22 protein-coding genes and 1 other RNA gene are annotated in these 19,154 nt (G+C 56.4%); 4 read left to right on the forward strand and 19 right to left on the reverse strand.

Annotated features, from left to right (window positions below; all coding sequences use genetic code 11):
• Positions 1–5 precede the first annotated feature (5 nt).
• Genes ACSC94_RS07235 through mraZ form a run of 5 tightly spaced genes read right to left on the reverse strand, consistent with a single transcriptional unit; the run spans position 6 to position 5,176 of the window.
• Entirely contained in the window at positions 6–1,469 is a 1,464-nt protein-coding gene (locus ACSC94_RS07235) for a UDP-N-acetylmuramoyl-L-alanyl-D-glutamate--2,6-diaminopimelate ligase (RefSeq protein ID WP_435640174.1), read from the reverse strand.
• On the reverse strand, positions 1,466–3,226 hold the full coding sequence (locus ACSC94_RS07240; protein ID WP_435640175.1) for a peptidoglycan D,D-transpeptidase FtsI family protein: 1,761 nt from the start codon (positions 3,224–3,226) through the stop codon (positions 1,466–1,468). The genes ACSC94_RS07235 and ACSC94_RS07240 overlap by 4 nt, the downstream gene beginning before the upstream one ends.
• Positions 3,223–3,708, reverse strand: coding sequence for a cell division protein FtsL (ftsL, locus tag ACSC94_RS07245; protein WP_435640176.1), 486 nt, complete (start codon positions 3,706–3,708; stop codon positions 3,223–3,225). Before ftsL ends, ACSC94_RS07240 begins: the two co-directional genes overlap by 4 nt.
• The gene (rsmH, locus tag ACSC94_RS07250; protein WP_435642160.1) at positions 3,708–4,712 is read right to left on the reverse strand and encodes a 16S rRNA (cytosine(1402)-N(4))-methyltransferase RsmH; all 1,005 of its coding nucleotides are present in this window, start codon (positions 4,710–4,712) and stop codon (positions 3,708–3,710) included. Before rsmH ends, ftsL begins: the two co-directional genes overlap by 1 nt.
• Entirely contained in the window at positions 4,712–5,176 is a 465-nt protein-coding gene (gene mraZ / locus ACSC94_RS07255; RefSeq protein ID WP_435640177.1) for a division/cell wall cluster transcriptional repressor MraZ, read from the reverse strand. The genes rsmH and mraZ overlap by 1 nt, the downstream gene beginning before the upstream one ends.
• Before the next feature lie 625 nt (positions 5,177–5,801).
• On the opposite strand from mraZ, the gene ACSC94_RS07260 reads away from it, so the two are divergent.
• Positions 5,802–5,933 carry a hypothetical protein gene (locus ACSC94_RS07260; RefSeq protein WP_435640178.1) on the forward strand — a complete coding sequence of 44 codons (132 nt, stop codon included), beginning with the start codon at positions 5,802–5,804 and terminating at the stop codon, positions 5,931–5,933.
• Positions 5,934–6,009: 76 nt separating this feature from the next.
• Here ACSC94_RS07260 and rnpB read toward each other — a convergent pair.
• From rnpB to ACSC94_RS07280, 4 genes are all read right to left on the reverse strand, one after another.
• An RNA gene (rnpB, locus tag ACSC94_RS07265) (RNase P RNA component class A) lies at positions 6,010–6,383 on the reverse strand.
• A 40-nt stretch (positions 6,384–6,423) separates the two neighbouring features.
• Positions 6,424–7,185, reverse strand: coding sequence for an N-acetylmuramoyl-L-alanine amidase (locus ACSC94_RS07270; RefSeq protein WP_435640179.1), 762 nt, complete (start codon positions 7,183–7,185; stop codon positions 6,424–6,426).
• Positions 7,186–7,191: 6 nt separating this feature from the next.
• Positions 7,192–8,073: a purine-nucleoside phosphorylase gene (locus ACSC94_RS07275; protein WP_435640180.1), complete on the reverse strand. Its 882-nt coding sequence runs from the start codon at positions 8,071–8,073 to the stop codon at positions 7,192–7,194.
• Positions 8,070–9,407 (reverse strand): MFS transporter, encoded by a 1,338-nt coding sequence (locus ACSC94_RS07280; protein ID WP_435640181.1) that lies wholly within the window; start codon positions 9,405–9,407, stop codon positions 8,070–8,072. Before ACSC94_RS07280 ends, ACSC94_RS07275 begins: the two co-directional genes overlap by 4 nt.
• Before the next feature lie 207 nt (positions 9,408–9,614).
• Here ACSC94_RS07280 and msrA point away from each other — a divergent pair, with 207 nt between their 5' ends.
• A complete protein-coding gene (gene msrA, locus ACSC94_RS07285) occupies positions 9,615–10,154 on the forward strand; it encodes a peptide-methionine (S)-S-oxide reductase MsrA (RefSeq protein ID WP_435640182.1) in 540 nt (179 codons plus the stop codon).
• A complete protein-coding gene (locus ACSC94_RS07290; protein WP_435640183.1) occupies positions 10,141–10,443 on the forward strand; it encodes a DUF167 domain-containing protein in 303 nt (100 codons plus the stop codon). Before msrA ends, ACSC94_RS07290 begins: the two co-directional genes overlap by 14 nt.
• A gap of 406 nt (positions 10,444–10,849) precedes the next feature.
• On the opposite strand, the gene ACSC94_RS07295 is transcribed toward ACSC94_RS07290, so the two are convergent.
• From ACSC94_RS07295 to ACSC94_RS07310, 4 genes are all read right to left on the reverse strand, one after another.
• Entirely contained in the window at positions 10,850–11,281 is a 432-nt protein-coding gene (locus ACSC94_RS07295) for a DUF1761 domain-containing protein (protein WP_435640184.1), read from the reverse strand.
• A gap of 38 nt (positions 11,282–11,319) precedes the next feature.
• Positions 11,320–12,117 (reverse strand): succinate dehydrogenase iron-sulfur subunit, encoded by a 798-nt coding sequence (locus tag ACSC94_RS07300; RefSeq protein WP_435640185.1) that lies wholly within the window; start codon positions 12,115–12,117, stop codon positions 11,320–11,322.
• Between the two features lie 171 nt (positions 12,118–12,288).
• Complete coding sequence (locus tag ACSC94_RS07305) at positions 12,289–12,666, reverse strand: hypothetical protein (RefSeq protein WP_435640186.1); 378 nt, start codon at positions 12,664–12,666, stop codon at positions 12,289–12,291.
• Positions 12,667–12,786: 120 nt separating this feature from the next.
• Positions 12,787–13,707, reverse strand: coding sequence for a 2-oxoglutarate and iron-dependent oxygenase domain-containing protein (locus tag ACSC94_RS07310; protein WP_435640187.1), 921 nt, complete (start codon positions 13,705–13,707; stop codon positions 12,787–12,789).
• A 180-nt stretch (positions 13,708–13,887) separates the two neighbouring features.
• Between ACSC94_RS07310 and ACSC94_RS07315 the strand changes: the two genes are divergently transcribed.
• Positions 13,888–14,079 (forward strand): 4-oxalocrotonate tautomerase, encoded by a 192-nt coding sequence (locus tag ACSC94_RS07315; protein ID WP_435640188.1) that lies wholly within the window; start codon positions 13,888–13,890, stop codon positions 14,077–14,079.
• Positions 14,080–14,136: 57 nt separating this feature from the next.
• On the opposite strand, the gene sdhA is transcribed toward ACSC94_RS07315, so the two are convergent.
• From sdhA to ACSC94_RS07345, 6 genes are all read right to left on the reverse strand, one after another.
• Positions 14,137–15,927: a succinate dehydrogenase flavoprotein subunit gene (gene sdhA / locus ACSC94_RS07320; protein WP_435640189.1), complete on the reverse strand. Its 1,791-nt coding sequence runs from the start codon at positions 15,925–15,927 to the stop codon at positions 14,137–14,139.
• Positions 15,928–15,939: 12 nt separating this feature from the next.
• The gene (sdhD, locus tag ACSC94_RS07325; protein ID WP_435640190.1) at positions 15,940–16,338 is read right to left on the reverse strand and encodes a succinate dehydrogenase, hydrophobic membrane anchor protein; all 399 of its coding nucleotides are present in this window, start codon (positions 16,336–16,338) and stop codon (positions 15,940–15,942) included.
• A 14-nt stretch (positions 16,339–16,352) separates the two neighbouring features.
• Positions 16,353–16,790 carry a succinate dehydrogenase, cytochrome b556 subunit gene (sdhC, locus tag ACSC94_RS07330; RefSeq protein ID WP_435640191.1) on the reverse strand — a complete coding sequence of 146 codons (438 nt, stop codon included), beginning with the start codon at positions 16,788–16,790 and terminating at the stop codon, positions 16,353–16,355.
• A 137-nt stretch (positions 16,791–16,927) separates the two neighbouring features.
• Entirely contained in the window at positions 16,928–17,443 is a 516-nt protein-coding gene (gene msrB / locus ACSC94_RS07335; protein WP_435640192.1) for a peptide-methionine (R)-S-oxide reductase MsrB, read from the reverse strand.
• Positions 17,444–17,530: 87 nt separating this feature from the next.
• On the reverse strand, positions 17,531–18,070 hold the full coding sequence (locus tag ACSC94_RS07340) for a hypothetical protein (RefSeq protein WP_435640193.1): 540 nt from the start codon (positions 18,068–18,070) through the stop codon (positions 17,531–17,533).
• Positions 18,071–18,106: 36 nt separating this feature from the next.
• Positions 18,107–19,117 (reverse strand): aspartate-semialdehyde dehydrogenase, encoded by a 1,011-nt coding sequence (locus tag ACSC94_RS07345; RefSeq protein ID WP_435640194.1) that lies wholly within the window; start codon positions 19,115–19,117, stop codon positions 18,107–18,109.
• Positions 19,118–19,154 lie beyond the last annotated feature (37 nt).

The raw sequence follows: 19,154 nt of genomic DNA on the forward strand, positions 1-19,154 counted from the left end.
CATTCTTATGCTTCCCCAAGCCCGATATTCAAAATTGCTGCGGTGGCCTCTTCGACATCGTCGAAATGTTCCACCCGATCCCCAATAATTTGCCCCTGCTCATGCCCTTTCCCGGCAATGACCAGAACATCCCCTTGTTTCAACATGCGCACAGCATGCTGAATCGCCACGCGGCGATCGCCGATATTTTCGGCATCATTTTTTGTCACACCGGCCATAATTTCAGCGCGGATCACATCGGCCTGTTCAAACCGTGGGTTATCGTCCGTGACGATGACATGATCGGCCAGATCAGCGGCAATGCCGCCCATCACCGGGCGTTTGCCCTTATCTCGGTTGCCACCACAGCCAAACAAACACACCAACCGTCCCGCCGTATGCGGGCGCAGGGATTGCAGCACATTGACCAGTGCATCCGGCGTATGCGCGTAATCGACATAGACCGCCGCACCCTGCGGGTGACCCGGAATATTCTGCAACCGCCCCGGCGCACCCTGCAGGCGGGAGAGGCCATCGACCAGCGCATCCACGCGGGAATCATCTTCGGCCAGTGCCAGCCCGAGGGCGCACAGCGCATTCATCGCCTGAAACTGCCCGACCAATGGCAACGCCACCGTATAATCATGCCCCAGAACATTGATCTGCAAATCCTGTCCATCGGGACGCAAGGTGCGGGATTTCAAAACGATATCCTGCGCAGATTGCCCATAGGACCACATCCGCAGGCCACGCGATTTACAAATATCGGCCAGCGCCGCAAATGCCTCATCATCGGCATTCAGCACCGCCGTACCATCATCGCGCAGGACCGATGAAAACAGGCGTGCCTTGGCCGCTAGATAGGTTTTCATGTCACCGTGATAATCCAGATGATCACGCGTCAAATTGGTAAAACCCGCCGCCGATACGCACACGCCGTCCAGACGGTTTTGGTCCAGCCCGTGGCTGGAGGCCTCCATCGCCAGATGGGTCACACCCGCATCCGCCATTTCGGCCATCAGCGCCATCAATGATACCGGGTCCGGCGTGGTCATGGCCCCGTCACGGTTAAAATGCGTTCCACGTACACCAATGGTACCCAAACTGGCCGAAGCCATATTCAACCCGGCCCAAAGCTGCTGCGTGAAATGGGCGGTCGATGTTTTGCCGTTGGTGCCCGTCACCGCCGTAACAATCTCCGGCTGGCGCCCATAAAATCGCGCCGCCATCACCGCCGCCACATGGCGCGGATTATCGTGCGGGATAAAAACAACGTTGCCATCGGCTTTCGTCCCGGTCGGAACAACAACGGCCCCGGCCCCGGATGCAATGGCGGCCGCAATAAAATCGCGTCCATCAACCTTCACGCCCGGCACAGCAACGAACACATACCCCGGCTTGACCGCGCGGCTGTCCAGCGCGATGCCGGACACATCCACATCCGGGCCCGTATAATGATCGATCAGGGTCGAAAGCTTTTTCGCCATCATTCCCCCGCTTTCTTTGGATCATGGACATAGCGAACCAGTTCCGCGGAAATATCCTTCTCCGCCGGAATATCCTTCGGCGGCAATGCCAGAACCGACGCCATCGCCGTCACCACACGACCGACAGCCGGGGCACCAACCCATCCACCCGTGGCATAGCCATAGGATTCTTTATTCCCCTGCGGCTCGTCCACGATCACCAGAACGACATAATCCGGATCATCCGACGGGAATACGCCAAGGAAGGATGACAGCAAACGTTTGCGGTCATATCCGCCACGCGCACCCGGCTTTTCCGCCGATCCGGTTTTACCGCCGACCATGTAACCCGGCACATCGGCCTTGCCACCCGTGCCATGGCTGACCGTCAGGCGCAGCAATTGACGAATGCGGTGTGCCGTTTCCGCCGACACGACACGCACCGATGCGTTTTCTTTATCTTCGGCGATTTTATCGAGAACGATATGCGGGTTCACACGCAAGCCACCATTGACGATGGATGACGCGGCGGAGGCCACATGCAACGGCGACACCGCAATGCCGTGACCATAAGACGCCGTCAGCGTGCTGGTTTCACGCCACGGTGACGGGATAATCGGCTGCCCAACTTCGTCAATTTCAATTTTCACCGGGGCCATGAACCCCAGATCGGCATAGAAATTCTTCAGCGCATCCGTTCCCACGGCCTGCCCCATCAGGGCCGAACCAATGTTGGACGAATACATGAAAATTTCAGGAATGGTCAGGATACGTTTTTGCGCGTGATAATCTTTAATCGTAAAGCGACCGATGGTCAGCGGCTTGGTCGCATCAAAGGTCTGGCCAATCGGCGCATTTTTTAATTCCAGATAGGCCGCGGTCGAAAACAGCTTGAAGGTCGAGCCCATTTCATACACGCCCAGTGACAGGCGGTTGAACAGATTGTCCGGCTTGGCCGATCCCGCGCTGTGCGGATCAAAATCGGGCAACGATACCGCCGCCAGAATTTCACCGTCATGCACGTTCATAATCACGCCCATGCCGCCCTTGGCGTTGAAATCCTTGATCGTGCGCGAAATTTCACGGCGCAAGACATGTTGTAAACGCACATCGATGGTCAACTGCACGGGCTCTTTGCCCGCCCGCAGAACATTGTCGAAACTGCGTTCAACACCGGCCAGACCATTGCCGTCCACATTGGTATAGCCCACCAGATGCGCACCCAACGCCCCTTGCGGGTACAAACGGTTAGCTTCGGTTTCAAAGGACAGACCCGGATGCCCCAGCCCCAGCACAGCATATTGATCCTGTGGCGCAAGGTTGCGCTTGATCCAGACAAAACGCCCATCACGCTGCAATTTTTTCAAAACATCGCCATAGGACAGGTCCGGCAGAACCTTGACCAGATCACGCGCCACCCCTTCCGGGTCCGGAATCAATTTCGGATCGGCGTAGAGCGAGGCAGTTTGCACCGACCGCGCCAGAATAACGCCGTTGCGATCGACGATATCGGCACGCAAAGTCGTTGGCGCCGTCTTCGGCCCTTGCGTGTAATCACGCGGGGATGATTCTTGTGAAAACCCACTGGACAGACCTTGGCTCAACCGCGGCAATTCACCCTGCAGGATCGTCAAGTCAAATCCGCGCACCGCCACCAACACAAAGGCCGAGGCAAAGCACACCCGCATAAACATGATTCGCCCACGCGCCAGATCCAATGCGGAGCGCCGCGTGCCAATCAACTTCATGACTTTTTGACGGAAAAACGGGGATGGGCTCATGGCGTACCCCCGCTTGGTTCCGTATCGGTCAGGCGATTGATCAACGTATCAAAATTTTCAGACGATGGAGACGATGTTGCCGGAGAAGCCACAGGATCGTGGACAGCAACAGACGGCGGAGAACCCGCCGGAGAAGGAGAGGGTTTTAAAACAGCACGGCGCAAAGCCGGATCGGGTTTACGCGCGGGAATAATCGGTTCCATCTGATCGGGCAACGCCCCACCATCACGCACCAGCAGAGCCGGATCAATCGGCTTCATTTTCAAATGCTGACGCGCCAGTTCTTCCAACCGGTCGGGGCGATTGAGATAATCCCATTCCGCTTCCAGCACGCGCAGGGCTTCGCCCTCTTTGGTCAGTTGCGCATTCAGCCCGCGCAATTGATGCTCGGCCTGCTGCACGTTCTGGCTGGTTTGGAACAGCATGAATCCCGCCATCCCGGCCAAGCCGAGCGAAACGATAGACGAAAGGCGAATGCGCATTATCCACGCCCCCCTTTCGCAAATTTTTTGGATACTTCATCACTCCATGCGGGAGCATTGGTACGAATAGCACTCCGCAATTTTGCGGATCTTGAACGGGGATTGCGCCGGGTTTCGGCATCGGTGGGATCAATCGCCTTGCGTTGCGTAAGGCGGAAGGTGGGGACCGGATGATCGCTGTGCGCAGCCATCGGAGCGTGACGGGACGGTGCGGGCACATCACCCGACCGCGTTTTGAAGAAGTTTTTGACGATACGATCTTCCAGAGAATGGAAGGTGACAACAACCAGACGCCCGCCCTCCTCCAGAATATGTTCGGACGCGGCCAGCGCGCGCTCCAGCTCGCCCAATTCATCATTCACGGCGATGCGCAACGCCTGGAACGTGCGGGTGGCCGGGTGAATGTCATTGGGCTTGCGTCGCCCCGGCATGGCTTTTTCAACGATTGTTGCAAGCGCAGCGGTGGTTTCAATCGGCGTAACAACACGTGCATCGACAATCGCGCGGGCAATGCGGCGGGAATGGCGTTCTTCGCCGTAATTGTAAATCAGATTGGCCAGATCGGTTTCGTCCATATCACGGACAATATCGGCGGCGCTTTCGCCCGCGCTTTGATCCATGCGCATATCCAGCGGACCATCAAAGCGGAAGGAGAAGCCACGATCAGCATTATCAATCTGCATCGACGATACGCCGATATCCAACATAAAGCCCTGAACACGATCAATGCCCGCCTGATCCAGAAGATCCCGCACATTGCCAAACGTACCGTGCAACAAAATCAATTTATCGCCGTATGTATCTTTCCACGCGGCGGCGCGGTCATGCGCGGTTTGGTCACGATCAATCCCGACGATACGGCACCCCGGTGCGCGGTCCAGCGTCGCGCGTGAATACCCGCCCGCACCAAACGTGCCATCGACATAGGTTTCGCCCGCGACGGGGGCCAGGGCCGTTAAAACTTCATCCAGCATCACTGGAATATGCGGCGCTGTATCCTGAATCATGATGCGGCCCCCCCGATGATCGAGGGCAGCGTCAAACCTTTATCCCGCGCATTCGCGCGGGCGTGAACCTGACGCGCTTTCAGTGCGGATGGTTCCCACAATTGGAATTTACGACCCAGACCAACGAACGCCACCTGCTCCGCAATATTGGCGTGGGCCATCAAGTCCGGTGTCAACGTCACGCGGCCATCGCCATCGAACGCCATCGGTGTGGCATCGCCGAAAATGGCAGTGGCCAGATCATCCTGTTCAGCGGAGAACAAATCGAATTGATCCAGACGCGTGGCCAGATCATCCATCTTCGCGCCATCAAATCCTTCGAGGCAGGCATGAACAGGCGAGCGGAATACAACAATCCCCTGAAACGCCTGCGCGTTCAGGGCGGTGCGAAATGCCGCCGGAACGGATACCCGTCCCTTGCGGTCAACGCGATTGATGTATGTCGAAAGAAACAACGCCATGGAGACGAGTGCGTTCCGTTTGCTGCAAAGGGTTCATGTCAAAGAAGGTCGAAGGTCGGCGCCAGCTTCAAGGTCCCGACAGGCGCGAATCACGGAACGCCCGCCACGGTGAAACATGGTTCTATATGGGATATCATGGGATGGCATGGAATTCAACGGACACACCACCCAAAAACCCCGGTTTTCCAAGGGTTTCGGGCACCCCGCTTATCCACAGAGGCGCCCCCAAAATGGGAAAAAGAGAAATGCAGGGAACCCTTGTAAAACCGCATCAAAATCGCTTTTCGCCCGATCCGTTCAGGAGCCGAAACACAGGCTTATCCCACCCCAACACACAGAGTTATCCACAGATTGACCCCCATGTTTTTGAAAAGCACACCATCGGTGGGGCGAAAACGCCCCTCCCTTTGAAAGACCCCCACCCCGGAACCCGCAGAAATCCACAATTTTTCCGGTCACCCACTCAAAACGAAATTTTATTATGAAAAAATTGATTGCCCCGCAAGATTCGTTATGGTAAACCATCGATCGTCCTGGCGACAGTGTGTGGAACCGGGACATGTGTGTGAAAAAACGAAAATGGGCGCAATACCGCGCTCATCATTTGTGTGTGGGGAGATTTTCCATGATTGCTATTCTGTTACTTCTGACCTTGGCCATTAATGGCGGCCTGTATGTGGGCACCATTTTGCACACGGCCGTTGAAACCGCACGGTTCGACCAGGTGTTGGACCTCTATCAAAAACTCTGGAGCTAAGAACCGCTTAAACAGCGGGGAAGCCTCCACGAAAAAGCCGCCCCTTTGACCGGGCGGCTTTTCACAATAAAAATAAAAAACCAGAGCGTCTGTAAGCCGGGTTCTGTCATCACCCCGAGGGATGATGGATGGCCATTCATCTGGGATGCGTGTTACCACGCACCTCAAGCAACCAACCCGGGCCGCGATGCGGAAACGCACCATATGCGGCCCCTATTCGGTCTTGCGTCCGGTGGGGTTTGCCATGCCGTCCCTGTTACCAGGTCCGCGGTGCGCTCTTACCGCACCGTTTCGCCCTTACCTGTGATCCCGAAAGATCCATCGGCGGTTTGTTTTCTGTTGCACTGTCCGTCGGGTCGCCCCGCCCGGGTGTTACCCGGCACCGTGTTTCCGTGAAGCCCGGACTTTCCTCACCCATCTTGCGACAGGCGCGGCCATCCGACCCTCTGGCGCCGCCACCATCGGGGAAATTGCATGGTTTTGCAAGAAATTATGGCGTTGGTGCCTTGGCGGTCGTGTTTTTCATCCGCAACAGCCAATGCAACCGCGCCGCCAGTTCCCGGTCGCTCCGTCCCCGGCGGACCGGATCAACGAAGGCATCGGGCTGGAAATGGCGCTGGAACGCGGGGATCAGTTCATCCAGTTTCAGGCGCGGGTCATACCCGTATTCCGTCAACGCCCGGTGCAAATCCGCCGCATTGCCAAGGAAGATATCGCCCAAATCATAATCACGCTGGTCCGGTTGCGGCCACAGGCCAATGCCGCGCGCGGCCAGCCACGCCCAATCCAGCTTTTCACCCGGGTCCGGTTTGCGTGTCGGCGCAATATCGGAATGCCCCAGAACGTAATGCGCAGGAATCGGATTGCGCGACAAAATACCGCGCACCAGAATTTCCAGCGCATCCATCTGTCCCTGAGTAAAATCAACATAGCCATGCTTGATACCGGGATTGACCAATTCAATGCCGATGGAATGGCTGTTGATATCATCACGCCCATCCCACCATGACGCGCCCGCATGCCATGCGCGCTTGTCTTCGGCCACAAATTGCGTGACGGTGCCGTCATAATCAATCATGTAATGCGGACTGACTGGCCCCGGCGATTTTTGTTTCGGCGGGTTCGGGTCCATGTACACATCTTCGGCATCCTGCGCCGTTTTTGTTCCGGTGTAATGCAGGATCAAAACGGTGGGCGTAACGCCGCCCGCCCGTTCGTTGAAGTTTGGTGAATGTTTTGTCCGCATGGTCATGGTTGATTATGCCGCTTTCTTCAAACCTTTTTGTACACCCCAATCAGAGATAAAACGCAACACCAGCTTGGTCAGTTTTTGTCCGGCAATCGCCGCCCATTCAATGGTCTGGTCGTGGCTCAAGGCCTCTTCGCTCATCCCTGCGGCCATGTTGGTGATGGCGGAACAGCCAACAACCTTCAAACCGCAATGGCGCGCGATAATGCATTCCGACACTGTGGACATGCCAACCGAATCTCCGCCAATCGCCTTGACCATGCGGATTTCCGCCGGGGTTTCGAATGTGGGGCCGAGGAAACCAGCATAGGTGCCTTCAATCAACGGCGTGCCAATGGCGGCGGCCGCATTGAACAACATACCGCGCAATTCGGCATCATACGCATTATCCATCGGCGGGAAACGCGGGCCCCACGCATCGTCGTTCGGGCCAGACAGAACGTTCAGGCCCGTGAAATTGATCTGGTCCGCAATGGCAATCAACTCGCCCGCCGGCGCTTCCGGACGCAGTGACCCCGCCGCGTTGGTCAGAAACAAAACCTCAACCCCCAGCGTCTTCATCGTGCGGATCATCACCTTCAACGGCGCCGGACCGACACCTTCGTACAGATGCGCGCGCCCTTTCAGGAAGATCGCCGGAACACCGTCAATCGTACCAGCGATCAAGGTGCCCGCATGGCCCTCAACACTGGGGCGCGGAAAACCGGGCAGATCGGTGTAGGGAATGGTTGCAACAACATCCGCCGCATCCGCCACACCGCCGAGGCCAGAGCCCAAAATTACGGCAATTTTCGGCTGCATCCCATTCAGGTGTTGCAGAATGATATTGGTCGAATCTGCAATCGCGATATCCAGATTTTCGTGTTCTTTCTTACGGCCAAAAATGCTCATTGCGCGGGCTCCTCTTCTTCATCGTGAATTGTAAACAAAAACGCCATTCCGACAATCCAGAACAGCAAGATACTAACCATACCGGCGCGCTGCGTTTCAAAGGTCGCCACGGCCAGACCATAAACAAACGGCCCCATCATCGCCACGGCCCGCCCGGTGAAGGAATACAAACCATAAGATTGCGCCACCAATTCCGGCGGCGACAGACGGGCGACATAGGTCCGGCTGGCCGATTGCACCGGGCCGATAAACAGGCCGAGCGCGAGCGCCAGAAACGTAAACAGCGTTTTATCCTGCGCCAGCAAGACGGCCGCCCCGGCCAGAATCAACCCGGCCAGCGACAGGATCAACGTCTGGCGCGATCCACGGTCATCATCCATACCCGCAAACAACGCCGCCCCGATGCCCGATGACACGTTCAGCAAAATGGCGAAGATCAACAAATCGGTAAACGACATGGCGAACGTCGCCGCCGCGTACAGCCCACCCATGGCGAACAACGTGTTCAACCCGTCGCGGTAAATCGCACTGCCGATCAGGAAGCGGACCATATTTTTCTGCCGCCCCACGGTATGGGCAGAGTCCTTCAACTGGCGCAAACCACGGCGAACAGATTCAATCACGGAAATATCCGTGCGCTTCACATCATCGGTCCAGATCAGCATCGGGATGGTAAACAACCCGAACCACACCGCCACCAAGGGCGCGACCAGACGCAAATTCTGCCCACCTTCTTCCGATACAGGCAGGAAGGGTGGAATATCACCAAGCCCGATCAACCCGAACAAAGACAGCGCCAGACAGATCAAGCCGCCCATATACCCCATGCCCCATGCCCATCCGGACACACGGCCGATCAAACGGTGCGGCGCGATATGGGGCAGCATGGCATTGTTGAACACCAGCGCAATTTCGTACGTGACGTTCGCCATGACCAGCAGCGTCAGGACAAAGGCAATATTGCCGGGCGATCCGTTCGGTTCCCCGAAATACATCAAGGCGGTGCAGATAATGCACAGCGCACTGAAAATGCCGACCCAGGGTTTCCGCGCGCCGAAATGGTCCGCCACCGCGCCCAGAACGGGGCTGAGCACCGCAATGATCAGGCCGGAGATACCAATGGCCATGCCCCATTGCGCCGTGCCCGCAACCTCATCACCGACAATGTTACGGGCAAAAAAGACAGAGAAGATGAAGGTGATAATAACCGTGGCAAAGGCCGAGTTGGCCCAGTCATACAGGCACCACGCCGCAATCGATCGCCGCGCCGTGCGATCAAGCGGTAAAGACGGCGATGGGACCACTGCTGCGGCCATACCGGAAGACCCAGTCATAAGGGGGCCTTTTCTCCTGTTTCCAATGAATTAGATAGTTATAATAGCTAAACGATTGGACCTGAAATGAAAAGCCGCATTCCCCTGTTATCCCGTCCCTTTCCGCTGATTCTGCTGGCCTTTTTACTGGTTTTTTATGCAGTTGCAGCAAAAGCGACCAATGGGGCCGTCACGGCCAAACCCAATAACCCTGATTTGGTGAGCACCATGCCCGACGATTTCCCGAAAGCGACCTTTGCCGGCGGATGTTTCTGGTGTCTGGAAAGTGAATTCAGAAAACAGACCGGCGTTGTCTATACCGTCTCTGGCTATGCCGGGGGCCATGTTGAACATCCCAGCTATGAACAGGTGAGCCAGGGCCGCACGGGCCATGCCGAAGCGCTGGAAATTTATTACGATCCCGATAAAACGGATTACCAGACCTTGCTCGACCATTTCCTGCGCCGCGCCCATGACCCGACGACGAAGGATGCGCAATGGGTGGACCATGGGTCGCAATATCGCTCCGCCATTTTTTATCATGACGACGCGCAGAAAAAGATTGCCGAGGACACCATTGCCCGGATCAACGCCGAGAAGATTTACAAAAACCCCATCGTTACGGAAGTAACGGCGGCCCCCACCTTCTGGCCCGCAGAGGATTACCACCAGCAATATTACGAGAAGTACGAAGACCGCACCGGGCAAGCCCATGTCCGCGTGATTGCGAAAGAGAAAATTAAGTCAGAAAAATATGGCACAAAATAACGATTTAAACGGTGCCATACTGCATATCCGCCTGTCCCCCGGCGCATCATCGGACGGGTTTCGCGGATGGATGGTGGATGAACAGGGGCGGAATGTCCTGAAGATCAGCGTGACCGCCATTGCCGAAAACGGCAAGGCAAATGACGCGCTGATCAAGCTCCTGTCCAAAACACTCAAACACCCCAAAACCGCAATTGAAATTCGCAGCGGCCATACGGACCGGAACAAAGTCTTGTATTTTGATAGGTTGGATAGCCAGGCGATCGAAAAAGCTTTCCCAAAAACCTAGCCCCACATTCGTCATTCCGGCGAAAGCCGATATTCTTCCGCTTTATAAAAGCTTGAAACGCCACGGACGCGAAGGACGCCACGGGGTCCGTGACTCGTGGCTATCGGGGCGCACGTGGCGTTAAAGATTTTTAAAAGCCACAAACCCCACCACCGAGCATTCCCGCGAAAGCGGGAATCCAAAGGATGGCCCGTGTGGATTCCCGCTTTCGCGGGAATGCTGAAACGGAAAAACGAAGCGCAAAACCCGTCGTGTTCGTTGCGTCCGTTGCGGTTCAAATTTTGCGTAGCTTTATAAAGATCCCGGCCGGAGTTTATCCTCCGCGAAGGCGGGGGCCGGAATGACGACGTACACCAAACAAAAAAGGCACCCAAGCGGGTGCCTTTTTATTGAAGAACGTAAAATCCTATGTCGCGGCTTTCAACAAATCCGCCATCACAATATGCGTCACCGCGAACAGATAATACCCGCCCAGTTGATACGCGCTGTCAATCGCCACGGCGTTCAGCGGATAACCCGTATAAAACGCGCCCATAATGGTCGGCGGCATGGCAAACGCCACCCACAGTAAGCACGCCAGCGAGATCAGGCCCGGCGCGGAATGAATATCCATTGCCACAACGAAGAAGGAGAAGAAAAACGCCGCCATCATCCACAGCATGAAGGACACAACGATCGGCAGCGGCGTGGGGTGCATTTCACCCAGACCTTTGCCACGGGCTTCCACCCATTTCTTGCCCAGAACCTTCGGGTGATACCAGAGCAGCCCCAGAAGGAAGGCCGCCATGCCCGATACAACGGTTTCAACAATCGGAAACGCAAAGCCTGAAAAGTCCATTCTGATCCTCCTGATAAATTATTTTAAGCGGCGCCCCGTTATGCCTGACGCGCCACCATTAATTTCTTCAATTCGGCAATCGCCTTCGCCGGGTTCAACCCCTTCGGACAGGCGTTTGTGCAGTTCATGATCGTGTGGCAACGATACAGGCGGAACGGATCTTCCAGTTGATCCAGACGTTCACCCGTGGCTTCGTCGCGGGAATCGATCACCCAGCGGTAAGATTGCATCAAAATGGCCGGGCCCATAAAGCGGTCGCCGTTCCACCAATAGCTGGGGCAGGATGTCGAGCAGCAGAAGCACAGAATGCACGCCGCCGGGCCGCGCCCGTCACTGCCGTTCAGCAGATCTGCGTCCTCCGCGCTTTGCAGACGCTCACGCGTCGGCGCCGGAGATTCCGTCTTCATCCACGGTTCAATGGATTGGTATTGCGCAACGATGTGCGTTTGGTCCGGGACCAGATCCTTCACCACCGGCATATGCGGCAGCGGAGAAATTTTGGCATCGCCGCTGATCTCGCTGATCGGCTTCAGGCAGGCGAGCGTGTTTTTACCGTCGATGTTCATGGCGCAGGACCCACAAATCCCCTCGCGGCAGGAGCGGCGGAAGGTCAGCGTGGAATCGACATCGTTCTTAATATGGATCAGCGCATCCAGCACCATCGGGCCGCATTTTTCCAGATCGATTTCATAGCGATCTTCGCGCGGGTTCTCATCCGTCTCCGGATCCCAGCGATAGACCTTGAAGGTTTTTTTCTTCTTCGCGCCCTCGCCCGCGGCTTTCACCGTGCGACCGGGTTTGACTTTGGAATGCTGAGGCAGAGACAATTGAACCATGATGGCAGACGTCACATTGAAGTTTGTTGGAAGAACCCGCTCACCGAATATCCATAAAACAGTATAGGTCGGAAGCGGTTACGCTTCCTTTAAGGTACGCTTTTGCAGGCGCAAAGAAAAGGCGAAAAAGCGCCCTTTTCCTGTGAAAAATGTGCGGCTTAGGTCAATTTTCTAAGAGGGGTTGAGCGACCCCGGTTTCAAGGACCGCAATGTGCCCACGGCAACACAGGCCCCTTTGATCCCGCCATTGACCACGGTGGAAAAACGCTGGCTCAAATCGTTGATCTGGGCTTCATGGCGGGCGCGTTGCGCGCCGTCCAATGTGGGCTGGAATTCCGCCTGCAGGCGCTGGATTTCATCACCAATCGCCTTGCGGGCCTTCAGCCGCAAATCCCGGGTCATATCGCTGACTTTATCGTTGAACGCCTCCCACAGGCCCCGGCGCGGGTCCGGTGGACCACCGCCAGATCCCCTGCGGCGGCGCTCCTCCGCCTCGACATCATGCCAGGTGGCGGCGCGGACTTTGGGAATTTCGTTGTAATAGGCCAAAACCGCGTCCTTTCGTGGGTTTATCACGACAATTATCGCAATAAAATACCACGAAAAGTGTTAAGGCAGCAATAAAATGCCGCCTAATCTTATGGCGCGGCCCACCCTATTGAAGCTGCCCTATTTGGGCTTATGAATCTGCTGGATCTGCCAGGTTACGAAATCCCGGACCGATACAGCCACCCGCCCATCCGGGCCCGCCGGTGGGAAATAATCGGGCTGCACGCCATCCGCCACCTGATTGAATTTCTTCAACGGGGTCAAGATGACATCCGGGTTCGGGTGCGCGAAGAACACAATGGTTTGACGCGGAGAATGCGCCTCAACCCGGTGCCATGACGGTTTCAAATCATTGTTGGTCATCAACCCCAACATCATCCCGCCATTCAGGATCAGTTCATCATCGCCGTCCGCAACGATGGCGTATTCATTGCCATCACGCGCCGTCACGAACAGGCCCGGTTCATCCGCGCGCAGCCATGTCAGAAAGTTCAGATCGAGGTGATTGGCCGCGCTGCCCGCCTTCGGGTAATGCAGCAGGCGCATCATGCTCAAACTATCCTGCAGTTTATCATCGAAGAAGTTTTCCTCTTCGCCCATATACACCGCCAGCGGCTTGACCACGCGCGCGGTCAGATTCTCAAACGCCGCATACAAATTCGTCATCGACGGTTTAAAGGATGATTGGCGCGGCACGGTCAGAATGTTCTGTTCCTGCCCGGCCAGCGGATGGCCCGACGGCAACCGCGTGCGGATATTCCATTGTTCTTTCATATCGGGAACATTTTGGCCGCGCGCCGTTTCATGGTTGCGCGAATACCCGATCAAGCCTTCGTTGCCGTGTTGCTGGTGGCGGTCTTTTGTCGCCGGACGTTTGCGGAAAAACTGGCGCGCATTCTCTTCGGCACCGGTAATGATCTCTTTTGGAATACCGTGCCCACGCACGCGGACGAACCCGAAATCATGGAATGCTTTACCAAAGGCGGCGGCAAACCCGGCCGGATCGGTGTCATAGTCACGCAAATCAAAAACGGGGATCATGGCCCGGGTACTCCCTGTAAAATGGTACTTTATTATTTTTTATACTGATTCCACAGGGGCGATGGGCTGTAAACCCCTGCCCCGCGCGATTCCACCCCCAATCCCGCACTTTTCAACGCCCCGCCACTCTGGCATCCTCAAACCCAGCTTATAACCCTGACTTAAACAAAGGATACCCCCATGCCCATCGTCCAGATCCATTTGATCGAAGGCCGCACCGTGGACCAAAAACGCGTTTTGGTCGAAAAAGTCACCGCCGCCGTCTGCGAATCCGTCAACGTCACCCCGGAACACGTCAAAATCATCCTGTCCGACATGGCGAAGCATGATTATGCGATTGGTGGCGTTTTGAAATTGGATGCGCAGAAGTAATTCACGCCCCACGCAGTATAAAAAAAAGCCCCCGATATGGGGGCTTTTTATTTATTCCTAGTACACACGCGCTTTCGGTGGAACTGGTTCGACCTCGTTGGTCAGCGTATGCAGATTGACCGGGCGGTAGCCGATGGAGTGGCTGCCATCTGCGCCGACCCATGTCACGCTGTGCTTCAGCCAGTTTTGGTCATCGCGTTCGGAGAAATCTTCACGCGCATGCGCGCCACGGCTTTCCTGACGGTTCAGGGCCGACTGGATCGTGGCGACAGATTGATACAGCAGGTTATCCAGCTCCAGCGTTTCAACCAGATCGGTGTTGAACACCAGCGAACGGTCGGTCACGCCAATGTCACCGCGTGCGGCGAAGCATTGCGCGATTTTCTCGCAGCCTTCGGCCAGAACATCGCCCGTGCGGAACACGGCGGCGTGATCCTGCATCGCCTTTTGCATTTCCAGGCGCAGCTTCGCCGTCGGGGTTGAGCCCGATGCGTTGCGGTAGCCATCGAAACGCGCCAGCGCGCCGTCCAGATGATCGGACGGCAAAGCACGGTGCGGGGCACCCGGGCGAACAATGTCCGCCGCGCGGATCGCCGCAGCCCGGCCAAACACGACCAGATCGAGCAGAGAGTTGGAGCCCAGACGGTTCGCACCGTGAACGGACACGCAGGCCGCTTCACCAATCGCCATCAGGCCCGGCACAACGCGGTGCGGGTCATTGGCGGTGGGGTTCAGCACTTCGGTATTCACGTTGGTCGGAATACCGCCCATGTTGTAGTGAACGGTCGGCAAAACCGGAATCGGTTCCTTCGTCACGTCCACACCGGCAAACACGCGGGCGGATTCAGCAATACCCGGCAGGCGGGAATGGATGATATCCGGGTCGAGATGTTCAAGGTGCAGGTGGATATGGTCCTTGTCCTTGCCAACGCCGCGACCTTCGCGGATTTCGATGGTCATGGAGCGGGACACGACGTCACGCGACGCCAGATCCTTCGCGCTCGGCGCGTAGCGTTCCATGAAACGCTCGCCCTCGCTGTTGGTCAGGTAACCGCCCTCGCCACGAACACCTTCGGTGATCAGGCAACCGGCACCGTAAATGCCGGTCGGGTGGAATTGAACGAATTCCATGTCCTGCATCGGCAGGCCAGCGCGCAGAACCATGCCGCCGCCATCGCCCGTGCAGGTGTGCGCGGAGGTGCAGGAGAAATACGCACGGCCATACCCGCCCGTCGCCAGAACGGTCTGATGACCGCGGAAACGGTGCAGCGTGCCCGTGTTCAAATCCCACGCCAGAACGCCCGCACATTCGCCTTCCGGCGTCATGATCAGGTCGAGCGCGAAATATTCAACGAAGAATTCAGCCTTGTGCTTCAACGCCTGTTGATACAGCGTGTGCAAAATGGCGTGGCCCGTCCGGTCCGCCGCCGCGCATGTGCGTTGGGCCGTGCCCTTGCCGTAATGCGTGGTCATGCCGCCGAAGGCGCGTTGGTAAATTTTCCCTTCCGGTGTGCGCGAGAATGGCACGCCGTAATGTTCCAGTTCGATAATCGCCGGAATGGCTTCGCGGCACATATATTCGATCGCGTCCTGATCGCCCAGCCAGTCTGACCCCTTGATGGTGTCGTAGAAGTGGAAGCGCCAGTCATCTTCACCCATGTTGCCGAGCGCGGCGGAAATACCGCCTTGCGCCGCGACGGTGTGCGACCGTGTCGGGAACACCTTGGTGATACAGGCGGTTTTCAAACCCTTTTCCGCCATGCCGAACGTGGCGCGCAAACCCGCGCCACCGCCACCGACAACGATGACATCATAGAAATGATCGACGATTTGATACGCGTTGGTCATGATCATGCGCCCTTACGCAAATGCGATTTTGAGGATGGAGAAAATGGCGGCAACGCCAGCAGCAATGAACGCCAGACGGATCGCCGCCAGCTTCACAATCTTGAACCCTTCGTTATGGACGTAATCCTCAACCACCACCTGTGTGCCCAAAACGGCATGGTAGAAGGTCGACAGGATCGTCAGGATCATCAGCACAGCATTGACCGGGTGCGCCAGCCATACCGTGAACGTGTCATACGTCCACACCGGCATTTGCGTGACCGTCCAGATCAACCAGCCCATCAGGACAAGGTTGGACACGGCGGTAATGCGCTGGTGCCACCAATGCGTCACACCGGAATGGGCCGCGCCCAGACCACGCGCACGCGCCAGCGGATTTTTATGCGGTGTATCGTTCCATTTCATCGACATGTTCAATAACCCTATTAGAATTGTTTCAGCGCGATCAGCATGGAATCCACATCGGACCATGGGCAGATAGACCACCACAACGCCGCCGTGGCGGCGAGAGCGCCCACCAGAACGAGCCAGCCGCTATCCTTCGCCGTTTTAATTTCAAATCCGCGCCCCATATCCCAGAACAGGTGACGCAGGCCGTTCAGCCCGTGGAAGATCAGCGCAAAGGTCCAGCCAACCAGAAACAGCGTACCCACCGGGTGCGCCGCGGCCCGCGCAAAAAACGCGTAAGCCTCCGGCCCAATCGCCGCAGCCACCAGCATCCACACCAGCACAAAAGCGCCAATGGCCAGCGCCATGCCGCTCATCCGGTGCAGGATGGACAGGGCCATGGTGATTTCCCAGCGGTAAACCTGAATATGGGGAGAGAGGGGGCGGGGCCGTTTGGTGGGTGTGGTCGGTTGCATGGACGCTCCGGCAAAAGACAAAAACAGATTGAATTCAGGCGCTTATAATAATGCCGCGCCGCATGAATGCAACCCTCTTGTGCCGGAGAATCCCCAACATTAAAAGATGATTTTTGTTTTAAATCAATGCAATAGCATTATTCAGCAGACTGAAAACGCAACACGACCCCGTTCATGCAATAGCGCAGACCCGTCGGCGCCGGCCCGTCTTCGAACACATGGCCCAGATGGCCGCCGCAATTGGAACAATGCACCTCGGTCCGGCCCACCCCGATTTTATAATCGGTGGAGGTTCCAACCGCATCCGGCGTGATCGGCTGGGTAAAAGACGGCCAGCCTGTGCCGGAATTGAATTTATCCGCACTGTTGAACAAGGCCTGATCACATCCGGCGCAATGAAACACGCCCGCCCGCTTTTCATCGTTCAGCGGCGAGGTAAAGGCCCGTTCCGTCCCATGGTCGCGCAGGACGTGATACGCCTCGGGGCTCAGGCGCTGTTTCCACTCCGCATCGGATAGCTTGAAGGGGAAGGTTTTCGTATCCTGTGTCGTTTTCTTTTCGCCGAACAGACCCATGGCCCATGCTCCTTGTGTCAAAATAGTGGCAACGCCCACAGCGCCAAGACCGGATAAAAATGTACGTCTATTGATCATGACCAACATCCTTGCGTTCCCCAGTAAGAATAGACCTCTGGCTGAAAATAACCAGAGGCCTGAAAACGCTTTGGAAACAGGGGTTTCTTAAGGTTGGGCGTCAAACCAGCTGCGCGGCAGGGCATTGGGTGCGGCGTATTTTTTCTCGCTGCTGACACTGCGCTCCAGATTGGCCCAGACGTTGAACACTTCCTGCAGGCTGGTCGGCCCGGCATAGGGCTCTCCCCGTTTTTTCAACACGGTGAACCAGGGCAGATATTGCGTTTTTTCGATCGCGTGAAAAACGTCCTGAACAATATCCTGACCACAGGCAGCAACGTTATAAAACGCGCACGCCGTTTTCACAGGCATCAGCAACATGTTGTTTTTGTACAGTCGCACATCATGCGGATCGGGCGACATGGCAATGGCGATGCGCAGCGCGTTTGTTTTTTCGCGCATGGATTCAACATCGGGCATTTTGAATCCGTTTTGAACGGCCTCGGCCACGATATCCTGATGCAGCTTGCTGTCCAGCACGGCATCCATGCGATTCAACAACGCACAGCTTTCAATATACAGGACCAGATAGGCCCGGTAGATCATCGGATGGACGAGAACGTCTCTGCTTCTTACTGGGGCACTCATGGGCTTGCCTCCCGTTTTCTTTTTTTATTATGAGGACTACATATACTCCCGCACCAGAATTTCTGCAATCTGCACGGCGTTCAGGGCGGCGCCTTTCCGTAAATTGTCGGCAACGCACCAGAAATTCAGGCCATTTTCGACCGTCACGTCCTCGCGCACACGGCTGACGAACACGTTGTCTTCGCCCGCGATTTCCGCCGGGGTGACATATTCCATCTCGCTTTCCAGATCAATCAGGGTGATGCCCGGTGCGCCCTGCAACGCCCGCTTGGCCATGGTGGCGTCGATATCGCGTTCAAATTCCACATTCACCATGGCGGCGTGGCCGATGAATACCGGAACACGCACGCAGTTGGCGCAGACCTTGATCTTTGGATCGAGAATTTTCTTCGTCTCCACCACCATCTTCCATTCTTCCTTCGTCATGTGATCGTCCATGAACATGTCGATTTGCGGAATGACGTTGAAGGCGATGGTTTTCGTGAACACTTCCGGTGGGGGGGCATTGTTCATGAACACGCCGCGCGTCTGGTTGAACAATTCATCCATCGCGTCCTTGCCCGCGCCGGATACGGATTGGTAGGTCGATACAACGACGCGTTTCACAATGGCCAGATCGTGCAGCGGTTTCAACGCCACGACCATTTGAATGGTGGAACAATTCGGGTTGGCGATGATGCCTTTCTTTTTATAATCGGCAATGGCGTGGGCGTTCACTTCCGGCACGACCAACGGGACATCCGGGTCCATGCGGAAATGGCTGGTGTTATCAATCACCACCGCACCGGCGGCCGCCGCACGCGGGGCAAATTCCGCCGACACCTTCGCACCGGGGGATGACAGGACGATATCCGTCCCCTTGAAATCATATTTCGCCAGATCCTGAATTTTCAGCGTGTCGTCGCCAAAGGACACTTCGCGCCCCGCCGACCGCGAGGACGCCAAAGCCACGATATCGTCCACCGGGAAATTCCGTTCCACCAACGTCGCCAGCATTTCCCGCCCGACATTGCCCGAAGCCCCGACAACCGCCACTTTGTAACCCATAAGAACCCTCATTTTCCGCTAGTTAAAATTAACTATC

This window comes from Micavibrio aeruginosavorus, from assembly GCF_051245535.1.
GTDB classification, from domain to species: domain Bacteria; phylum Pseudomonadota; class Alphaproteobacteria; order Micavibrionales; family Micavibrionaceae; genus Micavibrio; species Micavibrio aeruginosavorus_D.

Coding starts and splice junctions, on each gene's coding strand:
- ACSC94_RS07235 (WP_435640174.1), bottom strand. CDS start 1,469: ATGATGGCGAAAAAGCTTTCGACCCTGATCGATCATTATACGGGCCCG.
- ACSC94_RS07240 (WP_435640175.1), bottom strand. CDS start 3,226: ATGAGCCCATCCCCGTTTTTCCGTCAAAAAGTCATGAAGTTGATTGGC.
- ftsL (WP_435640176.1), bottom strand. CDS start 3,708: ATGCGCATTCGCCTTTCGTCTATCGTTTCGCTCGGCTTGGCCGGGATG.
- mraZ (WP_435640177.1), bottom strand. CDS start 5,176: ATGGCGTTGTTTCTTTCGACATACATCAATCGCGTTGACCGCAAGGGA.
- ACSC94_RS07260 (WP_435640178.1), top strand. CDS start 5,802: ATGATTGCTATTCTGTTACTTCTGACCTTGGCCATTAATGGCGGCCTG.
- ACSC94_RS07270 (WP_435640179.1), bottom strand. CDS start 7,185: ATGACCATGCGGACAAAACATTCACCAAACTTCAACGAACGGGCGGGC.
- ACSC94_RS07275 (WP_435640180.1), bottom strand. CDS start 8,073: ATGAGCATTTTTGGCCGTAAGAAAGAACACGAAAATCTGGATATCGCG.
- ACSC94_RS07280 (WP_435640181.1), bottom strand. CDS start 9,407: ATGACTGGGTCTTCCGGTATGGCCGCAGCAGTGGTCCCATCGCCGTCT.
- msrA (WP_435640182.1), top strand. CDS start 9,615: ATGCCCGACGATTTCCCGAAAGCGACCTTTGCCGGCGGATGTTTCTGG.
- ACSC94_RS07290 (WP_435640183.1), top strand. CDS start 10,141: ATGGCACAAAATAACGATTTAAACGGTGCCATACTGCATATCCGCCTG.
- ACSC94_RS07295 (WP_435640184.1), bottom strand. CDS start 11,281: ATGGACTTTTCAGGCTTTGCGTTTCCGATTGTTGAAACCGTTGTATCG.
- ACSC94_RS07300 (WP_435640185.1), bottom strand. CDS start 12,117: ATGGTTCAATTGTCTCTGCCTCAGCATTCCAAAGTCAAACCCGGTCGC.
- ACSC94_RS07310 (WP_435640187.1), bottom strand. CDS start 13,707: ATGATCCCCGTTTTTGATTTGCGTGACTATGACACCGATCCGGCCGGG.
- ACSC94_RS07315 (WP_435640188.1), top strand. CDS start 13,888: ATGCCCATCGTCCAGATCCATTTGATCGAAGGCCGCACCGTGGACCAA.
- sdhA (WP_435640189.1), bottom strand. CDS start 15,927: ATGACCAACGCGTATCAAATCGTCGATCATTTCTATGATGTCATCGTT.
- sdhD (WP_435640190.1), bottom strand. CDS start 16,338: ATGTCGATGAAATGGAACGATACACCGCATAAAAATCCGCTGGCGCGT.
- sdhC (WP_435640191.1), bottom strand. CDS start 16,790: ATGCAACCGACCACACCCACCAAACGGCCCCGCCCCCTCTCTCCCCAT.
- msrB (WP_435640192.1), bottom strand. CDS start 17,443: ATGATCAATAGACGTACATTTTTATCCGGTCTTGGCGCTGTGGGCGTT.
- ACSC94_RS07340 (WP_435640193.1), bottom strand. CDS start 18,070: ATGAGTGCCCCAGTAAGAAGCAGAGACGTTCTCGTCCATCCGATGATC.
- ACSC94_RS07345 (WP_435640194.1), bottom strand. CDS start 19,117: ATGGGTTACAAAGTGGCGGTTGTCGGGGCTTCGGGCAATGTCGGGCGG.